Genomic DNA, 14,640 nt, shown 5'->3' with positions numbered 1-14,640 from the left:
ACGCTGGCCGATCGATGCGATCTGAAGATCGCTACATTTATCGAAACTATTGAAAGCTAAAAATAATAAATTCGACTTTGGTGGTTCGAATGGCACCGTGTGGCCGACTGCACCTTGGTGCGATGGGAGGAAATTATGCGAAAAATGCGGTGGTTGGCCGGTGTTGCAACATTTGCCGTGGCTTTGCCGGTAACTGCTCAGGCGCAGGAAAGCGGTTCCGATGAAGCCGAACAGAGGGCGGCTGGCTCCCCTGTCATTGTCGTCACCGCACGCAAGCGCGAGGAAGACCTGATCGATGTGCCGCTCTCGATCACCGCGCTCGGCAGCGAGGAAATCGCTGAGGCGGGGATCGACAACATCGCCGATGTCGCGTTGCAGACGCCGGGCTTTTCGTTCCGCCAGGGCTTTGGTCGCACTGGCGGCGGCGATGGCGGGGCCAGCGTGCGGCCTGCGATCCGCGGCATGTCGAACATCCTTGGCGCGCCGAATGCGGGCTTCTTCGTCGATGGTATCTTCGTTTCTGGCAATATCACCAGCTACCAGCTGGAAAACCTTGAACGGGTCGAGGTGATCCGCGGCCCGCAGGCGGCGCTCTATGGCCGCCAGACCTTTGCCGGGGCAGTGAACTTCGTCACCCGCAAGCCTGACGACACGCTGCGCGCTGGCGTCAAACTGACGCTTGGCCAGTACGATCATCAGGAGATTTCAGGATATGTCTCCACTCCGCTACAGGAAGGGGTCGCCGCGCTGGAGGTGAACGGGCGCTATTACAGTTTCGGCGGCGACTATCGCAATGCAGACAACGGCAAACGCGATATCAATGACCAGCAAAGCTGGAACGTGGGCGCCAAGTTCCGCCTGACGCCGAGTGACAATTTCGAGGCTATCCTGGGCGTCGCCTATGGTGAAGACCGCGACAAGGGCTATGCCACCTACAAGGTCGGATCGAACAATCTCAACTGCTTCCTGCCGATCACCAATGTCCTGACTCCTGTGTTCGGGATCCCGCGCAGCACGACGCGGTCGCGCGGCTATTTCTGTGGCGAAGTCGAACAGCCCGATACGCTGGCCTACAACAATGACGAGCTCGAGCAGCTCGGCTATCGCGGGTTGACGCGCGATTATTTCCGCAGCGACCTGACGATGAATTACTTCTTCGACAGCGGCTGGCAGCTGACCTCGATCACGGCCTACAACGGATCGGAAAACATCAACGGCTTCGACAATGACCTTGTCGCAAAGACGAACCCCAGCCTGACAATCGGCGGCAGCTCGACGCATGACTTCAGCCAGAATGTGCGCCTGCTTTCGCCACAGGAAGGCCGCCTGCGTGGCTTGGTTGGCGCCTATTACTACCGCCAGCGGGATGGCGAAGGCTTCGATGTCAACACCACATGGACGGTAACCGGCGGCGCGCCCAACCCCGCGTTGGGCGACATCTATCGCTTCGACTCTGACGACGGCGTCAACAACTGGGCCGTCTACGGCATGGTCGAATTCGATCTGACCGACAGGCTGACGATGAGCGCCGAAGCGCGTTATCAGGAAGACAAGATCTTCGCTTCGATCGAAAGCAACGGCAATAGCGCGGCGATCACCCCGGCAACCGGGCAACGTGACGAAACCTACACTGCCTTCCTGCCACGCTTTACCGCTCGGTATGAGCTGACACCCGACTGGAACCTTTATGCCGCCGTGGCCAAGGGCAACAAGCCGGGTGGCTTCAACGATTTGCCGACCAATATCGTCCAGTCATTCCTCGACGATTTCATTGCGGACGGGATCGAGACCTTCGATGAGGAACAGGTCTGGTCTTACGAAGTCGGCACCAAGGGGCTGATCCCCGGTACCAATCTGGCCTTCAACGTGGCGGGCTTCTATCTTGACTGGACCAGCCAGCAGCTGACCCAGTCGCAGCCCTATCAGCAGCTCAATGGCAGCTTCACCACTACTCCGTTCATCGTCAATGCCGGCGCTTCGGAGATCAAGGGGCTGGAAATGGAACTGTTCGGCAGCCTGACTGACTGGTTCGATATCCGCCTCGGCTATTCCTACAACGATGCCACGTTCAAGGATTTCTATGACGAGAATACCGAGGAACTGCTCGACACCGATGGTCGTCCGAGTTTCCTTGATGCGGACTTCACCATCCCCAACCCGGCAGATGTTGACGGTCCGAACGGCCAGGTTGCCGGAAACCGGTTGCCGCAAACCCCTGTTCACCAGCTCAATGCGTCAGGCACCCTGCGCTTCCCGGTGGGCAACAATGTCGAATTGTTCCTGCGCAATGACCTGATGTACGAAAGCAATCGCTATGCGCAGGTCCACAACCTCACGCGCACAGGTGACAGCTATAACTGGAATATCCGCGCCGGTGCCGAATTCGGCGACATCACTGTCACAGCCTTTGTCGACAATGTGCTGGAAGACCAGACGCCGCTGGTGATCACGCGCCTGTTCGACTTCAATCGTACCCTGCTGGTACCGGATCCGGTGCGTACCTTTGCCGGACGTCCGGCGCGCCTGACCTTCTATCGCGACTATATTGTCGGTGCCCCGCGCAAGCGGCAGTTCGGCGTGACTGTAAGCTGGCGTTACTGATCGACGGGAGGCCGGGCCATGCCGCTCGGAAATAGCGCCGACAAATGGGGCGCGCTCAGCAAGTGGTTACACTGGCTGATCGCGCTCCTGATCATCGGCACATCGGTGCTGATCTGGCACGTCAATGACAGCACCTATTGGTTCAAGTCGACCGCGCCGATTTTCCTGGAATATGTCCATTGGCACAAGGCGTTCGGTCTGTTGGCGCTGGTGCTGATCCTGGTGCGGCTGTGGTGGCGACGCCGCAACCCGCCGCCGCAGGTTGCCGAGCTGACCCCGTTCGAGGAGCGCTGGAGCAAACGGGTGCACGCCGCTTTTTATATTCTGATGGTGATTGTGCCGATCAGCGGTTGGGTCAGCTCCAGCTTCTTCGGCAGCCCAACCAAGGTATTCGGCTGGTTCGTGGTCCCGGGCATCGTGCCGGAAAACAAGGACATGGTGCCGTTCGCCTATTGGGCGCATTTCGGCCTGGCCTGGGCGCTGATGCTGTTGGTGGTTGGGCACATCGGCGGTGCGCTCTACCACCACTTCGTGCGCAAGGACCGGGTGCTTACGGCCATGTTGCCTGAGCGCGGCTAGCGATCAAGGAATGCCAGCACCGGGGCCGCAACAATGGCAGGTGCTACGTCGAACAGGCCATAGGCATGATCGGGCAGCTCGATTAGCGCGGCATCGCGGATTGCGCTGGCGGCGGCGCGACTTTCGGCCTGCAAGCCGTCATGCGGGGCAAGCACCAGCACCGGTTTCTCAATACTAGCCAGCGTCGCGGCGAGGCTCGCTTCGAGCGCCGACAGCAGGGCCCATGCACCAAACCGCCCGGCGCGCTGCTTTTCGGCAACCAGCCGGGCAATGTCGTCATTCGACTGGCCATCGGCCCGCGCGCGGAACGAGCCTTGCCACAGCGGCAACAGGTGTGACCCGTCTTCGGCATAGTCTTCGATCGGATCATCGGGATTGCCGATCATCGCGATGAGCTCGTCGCGTCGCTCGGCCGAGAAATAGGGCATGGAAACGAGGACGCACTTCGCCACCTCTTCCCGCCTTGCCGCCATGTCAGCCGCAATCGCGGCGCCGGTATGATAGCCCAGCACATCGAAGCGCTCACCGGCAACCGCCTGTATCGCCTCGGTAATGGCGTCAGCATAACCGGCCAGGTTGGGGCGAACCGAAGGACGGTCCGACTCGCCATATCCGGGCGTGTCGACCGCTATCACCCGACGCTGCCGAGCAAGGTAAGGCATGAACCGCTCGAACATCCGGCCTGACAACGCGGTCTGGTGCAGCAGGACCAGCGTGTTTGCCGTCGCCGAGGCGCCCGACGGATCGGCAATCCGCAGATGGATCTGGCCGAAAGCGCCATCGACATACTGTCGGCGCATCGCCGGATTGGGCGGATCGGGCAGGGCGCGAGCCGGTGTGAAAGTCGCGAATGCGCCAGCCAGGCCAAGGCCAGCGAGCACGCGCCGCCTGCCGATCAATTGTGCCTCTCGGTCAGTTCCACCATATTGCCGTCAGGGTCGAATACCATCAGGAAGCTTGCATCCCACTCGCTGTCGACGCTTTCGATATGCGTCGTCTCCAGCGGTTTGTGGATGCGATAGCCCTCCTGTGCAAGCTTTCCGGAGATCGCGGCAAGCCCGGTGGTCTCGATCATCATGATCGCATCCCCCGGTGTCATGCGCCCGACTTCGGGCAATGGACGCTTTGCGCCATATTGCAGCAACCCGATCATCCCGATGTAGGGGTGCTTGCCTTTCATGATGATCAGCTGACTTGGGTCGCCGGGTTTGACGCCGTCGATCGGCAATCCCTCTCCCGAAACCGTGCCGCCTTTGCCGACATACCAGCGCTCGAACCCGATCGCTTCGTAGAAGGCAACCGAGGCATCGATATCATGCACGACCAGCGTGGCACGCCGCAGCACGGTCCCGTCGCTGGCACCCGGAGTGTTGGCGGAGATCGGGGGAGGGGGGCATTGCGCAGCCCGCAAGGCTCAGCAGCGATGCAACAATGGCCCAGCGCGTCATTCGCTTCCCGCTGGCTCTTTGGCGGCGCGCGCGGCATCGATCGCACGCTTGGCAACGGTCCAGCTCGTGTCGTTGGGTCGATCGTCGTCGACCGGAGGCGGCGCAACATAGGCCGGGTAATTCGTGCGGATTTCGTTCTTCATCTTGTCCGGCATTTCGTCCCAGGTGTTGAGCCTCAGGCCGCCGGTATAGAAAACCAGCACGCCTTCACGCCCGCCCATCTTCATCCACGGCAGCCAGCGCGAAATCCGGCCCCAGGAAATGACATTGTCGACCACATGCGGCGTATCGCCGTCCTTGATATCGGCAAGGGGCGCGGTCCAGGTCAGGAATTCGGCCGCCTGGTACTTGTTGCCGACGTAATCCTGGTAGTCGCCCGCCAGCGGATTGTCATAGAACAGCAGTGCCGCGCCGCCGCCCTGATAGGCATACTCGCCCATGACGATCGGATCGAACTTCGCTGTTGGCTCGCCCTTCTCGTCGCGCGACCAGCTGGGTCTGCGCGAATTCACCGGATCGTTGGCGACATGCAGCACTTCCACCGTTTCACCAGTCCACGGATTGTTCCATTGGCGCAGGATTTCGCCGGTTTCCGGATCGAGGTAGAACATCACCTCGCGGCTGACGGATCGCGAGCCCACACCGCGCACCGGGTCTTCAAAGGCTTCGCATTGCCGCGTGTTCATGGCGATCACGTCGAACAGGTGGCGGTCCTTTTCGCCGCGGATCACCGAATAGACCGTCCCCTCCCAGTAATAGACGGTCGGATCTTCCGTCTCGAGCGAGCAGAACATCTTGGTGCTCATGCGGAATGCGTCATCCGCGTTGTTCGGATCCAGCTCATCGGCAGCGAGGGGGCTGGCGATAAGGGCACCTGCCGCGGCTGCAGTTGCAATAGTGCGGATCATTTCTCGCCCCCTTGCTTGCGGGTTTCCATCAGCTTCTTGAACACTTCCCAGCTGGTTTCGTTGGGACGCTTGTCATCAAGCGGCGGCGGGGCAGCATAGAGCGGATAGCGTTCGCGCAAGGTCGTCCGCAAAGGTTCGGGCAACTCGTCGATCGAGTTCGCACGCCCGCCGACGGTCGCGGTGTAGACGATCCCGTTGCGGTCACCCATTTTCATCCACGGCAGCCAGCGTGACGTGCGTGACCAGCTGATCGAATGATGCGCCACGGTCGGCTTGTCACCGTCGAACAGGTCATCGGCGTAGAAGAACTCGTTGCCCATCTCCATCGCGTGATAGCTGCCGCCGACCCAGTCCTGGTAGTCGCCGCCCAGCGGATTCTTGTAGAACAGCGGGGCATTGCCGGTGCTGATCGCCCGGCCGTTGATGACGAGGTAATCTGTTGTCAGCGGCTTTCCATCGGCGCGGCGGGCGAAAATCGGCGCGCGCATGTTCACCGGATCATTGGCGACATGGATCACTTCCAGTTCCTCGCCGGTCCATGGATTGGTCCAGCTGTCGCGCACTTCGCCGGTTTCGGGGTCGAGATGGATCATGATCTCGCGGCTGACGCTGCGAAACCCCTCGCCTCGCTGTGGATCGCGCACGGTCGCGCATTGGCGGATGTTCATGCCCTGAAGGCCAAACAGCTTGCGATCGCGCTCACCCTCGACGCGGCTGAACATCGAGCCTTGCCACCAATATATCACAGTCTCGCCATCATTGAGCGAACAGATCGCCTTGCGCATGATCTTGAGCGCGTCTTGCGGATCGTCCTGGTCGAGTGGTTCCGCCATCGTCGGCACAGCAAGCAAGCCAGCAGCTAACGGCAGGCACATTGCGACAAATCGGTGTCGAAGCATCCGTTTCCTCTCCTTGTCATGACAAGGGATGCGGACGCGCCGTCATTCGGTCAAATTTATAAAATTCGCCGCTGCATATGCAGCCTTAATGGCTTGCCTCGGCTAGTCGCTCATCAAGCCGCTCCAGGAATATCCGCACGCTGGCAGGCGGGCGCTTGATCGTGGAAGTGATCGCGTTGATGGTCAGCCGCCAGTTGATTTCCGGCGGCGTTACCGAGTGTAGCAGCCCGGCGTCGAGATCGGCCTGCACCATCGGCTTGGGCAGCACCGTCAACAGCTTGCCTCGGTGCAGCATGTCGCGCACCAGCGCCAGGTTGCGGATATCGACCGCGATGCGCGGCGGCGAAAGGCGGGCGCGGGCAAAGGTTCTGCTCCATTCGGGCAAGTTGGCATTGATGTCGCCGATCTGGATCCACGGATGCCGGGTCAGGTCTTCCAGCGAAACATCCAGCTTCTTGGCCAGGGGATGACCGGGGCCGGCGACAGCAACCATGGCGACATCAAGCAGCGGCGTGAAATGGAGCGCCGAGTCGCGCAGGCCATCGACCGATGCCCCCACCAGCACGGCTATCTCGCCATTATGAAGCCGCTCCGCCGCAGCCGGCAGCACCCCGTGCGAAATGTGGATCTCCAGCTGCGGGAATTCCTCCACCATCCGGCTCAGCACGTCGCTGATCACAGTTCCAGTGGCGCTGGGTGACATGCAGATATCGAGCCGACCGATGCGGCCGCTTTCCATCGCGCTGACCTCTTCGCGGGCTTGCTTTATTTCACGCACGACTCGCTGCGCACAGGCCGTCATCAGTTCGCCCGCTTCAGTCAGCGCCACGGGCCTGGTGCCGCGTTCGACCATGGGTACGCCCAGTGCCTCTTCCAGCTGCGAAATCGCGATGCTCAAGGCGGGCTGGGTGATGCCGAGCGCATCGGCGGCGGCAGTGAAAGACCCTTTTTCATGCAATCGCGTCAGATAGGTCAGCTGACGCAGCGTGATTTCCATCTGGGGCATGCACCGATTTAGTAAGGTGAGCTTATAGTTCTGTCAAAAGCATTGATAAGAATTACAATCCTAGCAGCCGCAGCTATGACTGGTCGAGCGCGTGCAGGGCGCATGGAAGCATAGGAGCCTGCACCCTGCATGCGCATCAATGCGATGGGCCAGCCGAACGGCTGGGACCCTCTCGCCGATAAGAGGACGGGCGCCAATGCGGGACCAGCGGCGCGGGACAGGAAACGGGTGCATGCCATGGGTACAGTGACCGAGCTGGACCGGTTCGATGTGCTTTCCGCCCGCGAAGTCGATGATGCGGTGAATTGCCAGTGGCGCATCGCGCGCCGGCCGCAAGGCAACGTTCGGCCCGAGGATTTTTCGTGGCATGTTACGGATGTACCGGAACCTGGGCCCGGCGAAGTCCTCTTGAAGACTCTCTATCTGGGGCTCGCGCCCGTGATGCGCTTCTATATGCAGGGCACCGCCCGGACCGGGGATGACATCCTCCAGCCCGGCGACTTGATCCATGGACGCGGCGTTGCCCAGATCGTGAAGTCGCGCCATCCGCAATGGCGTGAAGGCGAAGTGGTGCAGGGACAAATGGGCTGGCAGACCTGGAAAGTCAGCCGGATGACGCCGCAGGAAAAGTTCTTCCGTATGCCCAACAATGGCCTGCCCGCCGCGCTGGGTGCAGGCGTGTTGGGCATGACCGGCCTTTCCGCGCATGCCGGGCTATTCGCCTGTGGCCAGCCCCGGGCAGGGGACCGGATGGTCCTGTCCGGCGCGGCAGGCGGGGTTGGTTCGATGGTCAGCCAGCTCGCAGCGAATGTGGCCGGTTGTGACGTGGTCGGGCTGGCCGGCGGGCCCGACAAATGCCGTTTCGTCCTGCAGCACGGCTGCTCTGCCGCGATCGACTATAAGGCCGAAGCTGTCGCCGCCCGGCTTGACGAATTGCGACCGGATGGGATCGACCTCTATTTCGACAATGTCGGTGGCGAGATACTTTCCGCCTGCCTCGAACGGCTGCGGATGCATGCGCGGATCGTGCTGTGCGGGTCGATCAGCGAATATACCCGGGACGAGCCATTCGGCCTGGCGAACTATACCCGGCTGCGTGCAACCGACAGCAGCATGCGCGGCTTCTTCGTTTACAACCATCTCGATCGCTGGGAACAGGTGATGGAAGATCTTGCCGGCTGGATCAGGGGCGGCAAGTTGAAGCCTGTTCAGGATATCGCCAACGGGTTTGCCGAGATGCCGCGCGCGCTCGCAAACCTTTATTATGGGCAGAATGTCGGGGTCCAGTGCTGCAGCGTGCGCGGGGAGCCGGGCGAATGGCTGTGACGAATCCCGAATGCGCGCCGGTCCGGTTCCAGCGGGCCAATTTCGTGGTCGCTAACCTTGATCGTGCGTTGTCATTCTATGTCGATGTACTGGGGTTCGAGGTGACCTATCGCCAGGGCCACAATCCCGATAGCTATTCGATCGACTTGTTCGAAATCCCTGCTGGCGCGCAACTGGGTTTCGCAATCCTGTCGCTGCCAGGCCAGCCGCGGGTGATGGCACTCACCGAAATTGCCGGGATCGACCTGCCACCGTCGCAACACCCGCGGCGTGCAGCGCTGGTGCTCGAAGCGGGTGATCCGGATCAGGTCGCAGCGAGCGCGCGCGAGCTTGGGCTGCAAGTCTATCCCGCTGAAGTACTTCATACTCATGACGGGCGCACCGGCCGGGAGATCGGCATTGTCGATTTCGATGACAATCTCGTGCTGGTCTACCGCATTGGGTGAATTCGGTCTGTTTGACAGCGGTCAAGGACTTTATTCGGTAAGGGGCGACACTCGCGATTGACACGAGGTATAGCTTCGGTCAAATTTGTCCGGACAACTTTGAGAGGTAGTGCGATGTCCGCCGATCTTCCCCCGCCCTATACCGCGCTGACGCGCCATCCGATGATGCCGCGCACCACCCATGACGAAGCGGCGCGATTCAATTTTCTGACCCATTTCAATCGTTATCTGTCGGGGCCGATCGGCGCGGGCAACCGGCTCGCTTATGAAAAGCGCGTGCTGCCCGCTTTTCGGGCCGAACACGGGCGCGATCCCGAGCATCGCTATGAGATCCGCGACGCGATGAACAAGGATCCATGGCACCGCACATGGTCCGCGCTCAAGCGCAATTCGATGGAAATGCGCCAGCACAACGGGCGGCAGGTGGTACTGCGCCAGCTCGATGAGCTCGACGCCATGGCCAAGCAGTACAACGAACATTCGGGCATGCTCGAACTCGATCCGGCGGTCGAGCAGCCACATTATCAGACCGCGGTGGACATCCATTGCCAGCCCGGGGGTTATCACAGCGAAGAGCGGCCCGGCGACATCACCGTGGGCGCCAATTACGACGTCGGGCTGTTCGCCACGACCGGCGGTGCGCTGGGCGGGCTCAATGATGGCGGCGGGCAGGCGATTGTCGAATGGATCAAGCAGGAGCGGCCAGACTGGCAGCCGCGCCGCATCCTCGATATCGGCTGCACGGTGGGCCATAACGCGGTGCCGATCGCGCAGGCCTTCCCCGATGCCGAAGTGATCGCGATCGACACAGCGGCGCCCTCGCTGCGCTATGGCGCGGCGCGCGCAGCCGGGCTGGGCGTCAAGAACATCAGGTTCGTCCAGGCATCGGGAGAGGACCTGTCGCGCTGGCCCGATGGCTATTTCGACTGGGTCCAGACCACCATGTTCCTGCACGAGCTTTCTGCGAAAGCCATGCCGCGCATTCTGGCAGAGGCGAACCGCATGCTCGCTCCCGGCGGGCTGATCTTCCATATCGAACAGCCGCAATATTCGGACGAAATGCCGCTGTTCGAACAGTTCATGCGCGACTGGGATGCGTTCAACAATAATGAGCCGTTCTGGTCGGCAATGCATGGGCAGGATCTGAAGCAGGTGATGGCCGATGCCGGCTTCCCGCGTGAAAGCCAGTTTACCGTTGGGGTGCGCGCGGTGGTCGATCCGGAAATATTCCCGCCATCGCCGGACGATGGCGAAGAGGATTATGGGCGCGCGGCGATCTGGAATGCCTATGGCGCCTGGAAACCGGTTGCACAGGCGGAAGCGGCATGAGTGAAGAGCTGGACTGGGTCGCGCTTTCGGGCCGCCGCGCGAAGGGCAAGCGCCCGGAGTATTTCGACGATCCCGCGCTTGACCGGCTCTATTCCACGGTCTTCGCGCTAGCGGCGGAGGTTTCCGCACTGCGCGAGCGGCAGGACACGGTCGAGCGCCTGCTCGATGCCAAGGGCACGATCCGGCGCGAGGATATCGAAAACTACGCGCCCGACCGGCAGGCCGGGGAAGAGCGCGGGCTGGCGACGCGGGCCTACATCGCGCGGATCATGCGCGGCTTCCAGCAGGAGGTCGAAGCGCTGGATGCTGGCGATCCGCCGATCGCGGATATCGTCGAAAAGCTGTCACGCGAATAGTCGAAGTACCTTTTGGGGAGGAACAATGGAATTTCTCGTCGCCAACGAACTCGCCATCCTGCGATGGCTCCACATCCTGTCGATGGTCTATTGGCTGGGCGGCGAATGGGGCGTGTTCCAGACCAGCTATCATGTGACCAATCGCGCGCTCAGCCTGGAAGAGCGCAAGCGGCACATGGAAACCGCCTATCGCATCGACATCCTTGCGCGCACCGGCATCGTCCTGTTGCTGCCGCTGGGCCTGCACATGGGCAAGCTGTTCGGCTTCGTGCCCTGGCTTGAGGGTGCGGGCGTGTGGTGGATGTGGCTGTTCTTCGCGGTGTGGCTGGGGATGACCTGGACCGCCTTCTTCAAGCGCGAAACCGATATCGGGATCAAGGTCACCCGGACCGAGGAACTGCTGCGTTACCCGCTGATCGCGGCGATCTTCATCGCGGCCTTCCTTGCCTTTGGCGGCTCGGGTCCGATCGAGAGCGGTCCCGGCAATTTCTGGTATCCGGCCAAGATGGCGCTCTACGCCTTTGCCCTGTGCATCGGCCTGTTCCTTCGGCTGGTCATGCGGCGCTGGACCGCGCGGTTCCGCATCCTCGCCATGGGGCCCGACGCCGCGCAAGAAGCGGCGCTGGAGCGTGAGATCGGGCAGGCGCGGCTCGCCGCCTATATCTACTGGATCACCATCGCCTCGGTCTGTTTCCTGGGCGCGGTCAAGCCGTTCTGATCGGAGACGCCATGCCAGCCTATATGATCGTGACTGCCGCCATCCACGACCGCGACGCTTTCGTTTCAGGCTATGGCGCCGCCGCGGCCGCGCTGATCCCGCAGTTCGGCGGTCAGTACCTGCTGCGCGGGCCCGGGGCGGAATGCCTGGAGGGCGAGTGGGGCGACGGCGCCTCCATGGTCATTTCGAAATGGCCTGACCGGGATGCGGCCAAAGCCTTCTGGAACAGCCCCGAATACGCCGAAGTCAAAAAGCTGCGCGAAGGGCTGGCCGATGTGCAGGTGCTGCTGATCGACGGGCCGGAGATCGGCTGAACATTACTCGAGGATCTGGTTCATCTCGATCAGGATGCCATCCGGGTCGAAGAAGTTGCAGCCCATCACGCGAATGTCCGGCCCGCCATTGCGGCCAGGGTAAACTTGCAGCCGCGCCTCCGCGGTAAAGGTAACCCCTGGCACTTGCTTGGCAGCTGCACAGCGCCCCTCGACATCATCGGTGTTCATCACGATCACGGTATCGCCCGGGCCCATGCGCTTGGGGTATTCACCGGCAGGAATGGGCGGATCGAGCCATTCCATCAGGCCGATCCAGCCGACCCAGGAATCATTGGCATTGAGCAGCACCAGCCGCGCCTTGGCACCCGGCTCGCCAGCGGGAAGGGCGACCCCGCTGGTTTCGACCACTGTATCGTAATTGACCTGCATGCCCACCACATCGCGGTAGAGCCGCAGCGAATTTTCCATGTCGCGCACGATGATGGTGGTCCGGCGGATGTCGGTCGGAAGCCGCTCTGTGGGCGCGGTGACGCCCGGCGCGGATGGCACGGCTGCAACCGCTTGTGGCCGGTCGCCCGTCACTCCGCCGACGGCGCTGCAACCCGCCAGAAGGCCAATGGCAACAATCGCTCCGATCCGCTTCATTCGCCTTCTCCCACTGCGCCCGAGGCTATCAGCGCCTCGATTTTGCCGGTGTCATAGCCCAAGGATTTGAGCACATCTTGCGCGTCCCGGCCCGGTACCGGCAGGGTTTGAGCCGCACCAGGGCGCTTGCCGTCCATCTCCAGCGGGATTGTCGGCAGCTTCGTCTGCGCGCCGGTGTCGAGCGTGACCGGCTCCATACCCCCGGCATTGAGATGCGGATCGTCGAACAGCTCTTCGGGCTTGCCGATCGGCGCGAAGGGCATGCCGGTCCCGTCGAGCCTTGCGATCACTTCGGCCCGCGTCATCCCGCCGATCAGCTCGCGAATGCGTGGCAGGATGCGGTCGCGCGCCAGCACCCGCTGGTTGTTGGCGCGAATGCTCTCATCGGCCCAAAGATCGTCAAGCTCGAAGATCGCGCAGAATTTCTCCCACAGCGCATCGGTGACCACGCCGATGAACACCGGATCGTCCTGCGTCTCGAACACGTCGTAGATCGCCCAGGCGGAAACGCGCGCGGGCATGGGCGCGGCCGGTTTTCCGGTTACCGCGAACTGCGCCATGTGCTGGCCGACGAGATAGGCGGTGGTCTCGAACAGGCTGGCGACGACCTTTTGCCCGCGCCCGGTGCGGTGGCGTTCCTCCAGCGCGGCAAGCACGCCGATCACGCCGAACATGCCGCCAGTCACGTCGATCACGCTGGCACCGGCGCGCAGCGGCTTGCCCGGCGGCCCGGTCATATAGGCCAGCCCGCCCATCATCTGCGCCACTTCGTCCAGCGCGGTGCGCTGCTCGTAGGGGCCGGGCAGGAAGCCCTTCTCGCTGCAATAGATCAGGCGGGGATTTATTTCGGAGAGTGGCTCGTAACCCAGCCCAAGCCGGTCGAGCGCCCCGGGGCGGAAGTTCTCGACCAGTATGTCGGCCTGCGCGCACAGGTCCCTGGCCACGGCCAGCCCTTCGGCAGACTTGAGATCGAGGCAAATCGATTGCTTGCCGCGATTGTACATCGGGAAATAGCCCGCGCCCGAACCGAGCAGACGCCGGGTCTGGTCGCCCCCGATCGGCTCGACCCGCACCACTTCGGCGCCCAGTCCGGCAAGGATGTGGCCGACGGTCGGCCCCATCACCATGTGGGTGAATTCGACGACCTTGATGCCCTTCAGCGGTGTCGGGGCGCTCATGCCGCAACCCTCTGCCGGTAATCGAGCATCGGCCCGGCATCGGGGGTGAAGCCATAAAGCGGCTCGCCCGGCAGCGCTTCGATCAGGATCTTGCGGACTTCTAGCAGCTTTTCGAGGTCGATCCCGGTCTTGAGGCCCATGGAATTGAGCATCAGTACCAGGTCCTCGGTCACCAGATTGCCCGATGCGCCGGGGGCATAGGGGCATCCGCCCAGGCCGCCCAACGAGGCATCGAAGGTAGTGATCCCTTCCTCAAGCCCGGCCACCACATTGGCAAGGCCCAGCCCGCGCGTGTTGTGCAGGTGCAGCGTGGTGAGCTTGTCCCCCACCGCGCCGCGCACCTTCTTCACCAGGCGGCGCACCTGTGCCGGATCGGCATAGCCGGTGGTGTCGGACAGGCTGAATTCCTGCGCTCCGGCCTCGGCGGCAGCGGCGGCGAGGCGCACGACCTGCTCTTCGCTCACCGCGCCTTCCATGGTGCAGCCGAAGGCGGTGGAAAGCCCGACGGCGAAATGTACGCCGCCGTCCTGTGCGATGCGCGCGGCTTCGGCGATTTCGGCCAGCATTGCCGGATGGTCCTTGCGGACGTTCTTCAGGCTGTGGGTCTCGCTCATCGAAAAGGGGATCGACATGCCGTGGACACCGGCCTCGACCGCGCGTGCCGCGCCCTTCGCATTGGGGACCAGAGCCACGACGTTGAGCCCGGGGATCGTGCGCGCGAAGGCGACCAGCTCCGCCGTGTCCGCCATTTGCGGCAACAGGCTGGGTGGCACGAAACTGCCGACTTCGATTTCGGGCACACCGGCGGCTGCCTCGGCAGCGATCCAGCGCTTCTTGGCTTCGAGCGGCATCACGCGGTCGATCGACTGCAGCCCGTCGCGCGGGCCGACCTCGGATACGAGGATTTCGGTCATCTAAGCCTCCGA

The 14,640-nt window shown here is 62.4% G+C and carries 16 protein-coding genes; 8 read left to right on the top strand and 8 right to left on the bottom strand.

Translation table 11 applies throughout. From position 1 onward, the window contains the following. The first annotated feature begins 177 nt into the window (after nt 1–177). Together G6N82_RS04955 and G6N82_RS04950 are read left to right on the top strand one after the other, a co-directional pair. A complete protein-coding gene (locus tag G6N82_RS04955; RefSeq protein ID WP_206520296.1) occupies nt 178–2,601 on the top strand; it encodes a TonB-dependent receptor in 2,424 nt (807 codons plus the stop codon). 18 nt (nt 2,602–2,619) lie between these two features. Continuing rightward, nucleotides 2,620–3,180 carry a cytochrome b gene (locus G6N82_RS04950; protein WP_165194315.1) on the top strand — a complete coding sequence of 187 codons (561 nt, stop codon included), beginning with the start codon at nt 2,620–2,622 and terminating at the stop codon, nt 3,178–3,180. Here the strand turns inward: G6N82_RS04950 and G6N82_RS04945 are convergent. From G6N82_RS04945 to G6N82_RS04925, 5 genes are all read right to left on the bottom strand, one after another. Next, entirely contained in the window at nt 3,177–4,079 is a 903-nt protein-coding gene (locus tag G6N82_RS04945; RefSeq protein ID WP_165194313.1) for an alpha/beta fold hydrolase, read from the bottom strand. The two genes, G6N82_RS04950 and G6N82_RS04945, sit on opposite strands and share 4 nt — an antisense overlap. Further along, the gene (locus tag G6N82_RS04940; protein ID WP_165194311.1) at nt 4,076–4,525 is read right to left on the bottom strand and encodes a VOC family protein; all 450 of its coding nucleotides are present in this window, start codon (nt 4,523–4,525) and stop codon (nt 4,076–4,078) included. The genes G6N82_RS04945 and G6N82_RS04940 overlap by 4 nt, the downstream gene beginning before the upstream one ends. Nucleotides 4,526–4,624: 99 nt before the next feature. Continuing rightward, entirely contained in the window at nt 4,625–5,536 is a 912-nt protein-coding gene (locus tag G6N82_RS04935; protein WP_165194309.1) for a DUF1838 family protein, read from the bottom strand. Further along, nucleotides 5,533–6,435: a DUF1838 family protein gene (locus G6N82_RS04930; protein ID WP_206520295.1), complete on the bottom strand. Its 903-nt coding sequence runs from the start codon at nt 6,433–6,435 to the stop codon at nt 5,533–5,535. Before G6N82_RS04930 ends, G6N82_RS04935 begins: the two co-directional genes overlap by 4 nt. An 85-nt stretch (nt 6,436–6,520) precedes the next feature. Further along, a complete protein-coding gene (locus G6N82_RS04925) occupies nt 6,521–7,432 on the bottom strand; it encodes a LysR family transcriptional regulator (protein ID WP_206520294.1) in 912 nt (303 codons plus the stop codon). A 246-nt stretch (nt 7,433–7,678) separates the two neighbouring features. Here G6N82_RS04925 and G6N82_RS04920 point away from each other — a divergent pair, with 246 nt between their 5' ends. The 6 genes from G6N82_RS04920 to G6N82_RS04895 all read left to right on the top strand — a co-directional run bounded on the left by G6N82_RS04920 (nt 7,679) and on the right by G6N82_RS04895 (nt 11,930). Next, a complete protein-coding gene (locus tag G6N82_RS04920; RefSeq protein WP_165194303.1) occupies nt 7,679–8,767 on the top strand; it encodes an NADP-dependent oxidoreductase in 1,089 nt (362 codons plus the stop codon). Next, on the top strand, nt 8,758–9,213 hold the full coding sequence (locus G6N82_RS04915) for a VOC family protein (RefSeq protein WP_165194301.1): 456 nt from the start codon (nt 8,758–8,760) through the stop codon (nt 9,211–9,213). The genes G6N82_RS04920 and G6N82_RS04915 overlap by 10 nt, the downstream gene beginning before the upstream one ends. Before the next feature lie 114 nt (nt 9,214–9,327). Beyond that, nucleotides 9,328–10,542: a class I SAM-dependent methyltransferase gene (locus tag G6N82_RS04910; protein WP_165194299.1), complete on the top strand. Its 1,215-nt coding sequence runs from the start codon at nt 9,328–9,330 to the stop codon at nt 10,540–10,542. Beyond that, nucleotides 10,539–10,898 (top strand): hypothetical protein, encoded by a 360-nt coding sequence (locus G6N82_RS04905; protein WP_165194297.1) that lies wholly within the window; start codon nt 10,539–10,541, stop codon nt 10,896–10,898. Before G6N82_RS04910 ends, G6N82_RS04905 begins: the two co-directional genes overlap by 4 nt. A gap of 25 nt (nt 10,899–10,923) precedes the next feature. Next, nucleotides 10,924–11,616 (top strand): hypothetical protein, encoded by a 693-nt coding sequence (locus G6N82_RS04900; protein WP_165194295.1) that lies wholly within the window; start codon nt 10,924–10,926, stop codon nt 11,614–11,616. Nucleotides 11,617–11,627: 11 nt separating this feature from the next. Further along, a complete protein-coding gene (locus G6N82_RS04895; protein WP_165194293.1) occupies nt 11,628–11,930 on the top strand; it encodes a DUF1330 domain-containing protein in 303 nt (100 codons plus the stop codon). 3 nt (nt 11,931–11,933) lie between these two features. On the opposite strand, the gene G6N82_RS04890 is transcribed toward G6N82_RS04895, so the two are convergent. From G6N82_RS04890 to G6N82_RS04880, 3 genes are read right to left on the bottom strand one after another with little or no spacing between them, the layout of a single operon-like run. Then, nucleotides 11,934–12,536 carry a VOC family protein gene (locus G6N82_RS04890; protein WP_165194291.1) on the bottom strand — a complete coding sequence of 201 codons (603 nt, stop codon included), beginning with the start codon at nt 12,534–12,536 and terminating at the stop codon, nt 11,934–11,936. Next, complete coding sequence (locus G6N82_RS04885; RefSeq protein WP_165194289.1) at nt 12,533–13,714, bottom strand: CaiB/BaiF CoA-transferase family protein; 1,182 nt, start codon at nt 13,712–13,714, stop codon at nt 12,533–12,535. The genes G6N82_RS04890 and G6N82_RS04885 overlap by 4 nt, the downstream gene beginning before the upstream one ends. Next, nucleotides 13,711–14,628, bottom strand: coding sequence for a hydroxymethylglutaryl-CoA lyase (locus tag G6N82_RS04880; protein WP_165194287.1), 918 nt, complete (start codon nt 14,626–14,628; stop codon nt 13,711–13,713). Before G6N82_RS04880 ends, G6N82_RS04885 begins: the two co-directional genes overlap by 4 nt. Nucleotides 14,629–14,640: the final 12 nt, after the last annotated feature.

This window comes from Altererythrobacter sp. BO-6, from assembly GCF_011047315.1.
GTDB lineage: Bacteria > Pseudomonadota > Alphaproteobacteria > Sphingomonadales > Sphingomonadaceae > Erythrobacter.
This window is presented reverse-complemented; position numbering and strand designations above follow the sequence as displayed.

What these genes read in the sequence shown, in the direction of transcription:
- G6N82_RS04950 (WP_165194315.1), top strand. Translation starts at nt 2,620, where the DNA reads ATGCCGCTCGGAAATAGCGCCGACAAATGGGGCGCGCTCAGCAAGTGG.
- G6N82_RS04935 (WP_165194309.1), bottom strand. Translation starts at nt 5,536, where the DNA reads ATGATCCGCACTATTGCAACTGCAGCCGCGGCAGGTGCCCTTATCGCC.
- G6N82_RS04930 (WP_206520295.1), bottom strand. Translation starts at nt 6,435, where the DNA reads ATGCTTCGACACCGATTTGTCGCAATGTGCCTGCCGTTAGCTGCTGGC.
- G6N82_RS04925 (WP_206520294.1), bottom strand. Translation starts at nt 7,432, where the DNA reads ATGGAAATCACGCTGCGTCAGCTGACCTATCTGACGCGATTGCATGAA.
- G6N82_RS04920 (WP_165194303.1), top strand. Translation starts at nt 7,679, where the DNA reads ATGGGTACAGTGACCGAGCTGGACCGGTTCGATGTGCTTTCCGCCCGC.
- G6N82_RS04915 (WP_165194301.1), top strand. Translation starts at nt 8,758, where the DNA reads ATGGCTGTGACGAATCCCGAATGCGCGCCGGTCCGGTTCCAGCGGGCC.
- G6N82_RS04910 (WP_165194299.1), top strand. Translation starts at nt 9,328, where the DNA reads ATGTCCGCCGATCTTCCCCCGCCCTATACCGCGCTGACGCGCCATCCG.
- G6N82_RS04905 (WP_165194297.1), top strand. Translation starts at nt 10,539, where the DNA reads ATGAGTGAAGAGCTGGACTGGGTCGCGCTTTCGGGCCGCCGCGCGAAG.
- G6N82_RS04900 (WP_165194295.1), top strand. Translation starts at nt 10,924, where the DNA reads ATGGAATTTCTCGTCGCCAACGAACTCGCCATCCTGCGATGGCTCCAC.
- G6N82_RS04895 (WP_165194293.1), top strand. Translation starts at nt 11,628, where the DNA reads ATGCCAGCCTATATGATCGTGACTGCCGCCATCCACGACCGCGACGCT.
- G6N82_RS04890 (WP_165194291.1), bottom strand. Translation starts at nt 12,536, where the DNA reads ATGAAGCGGATCGGAGCGATTGTTGCCATTGGCCTTCTGGCGGGTTGC.
- G6N82_RS04885 (WP_165194289.1), bottom strand. Translation starts at nt 13,714, where the DNA reads ATGAGCGCCCCGACACCGCTGAAGGGCATCAAGGTCGTCGAATTCACC.
- G6N82_RS04880 (WP_165194287.1), bottom strand. Translation starts at nt 14,628, where the DNA reads ATGACCGAAATCCTCGTATCCGAGGTCGGCCCGCGCGACGGGCTGCAG.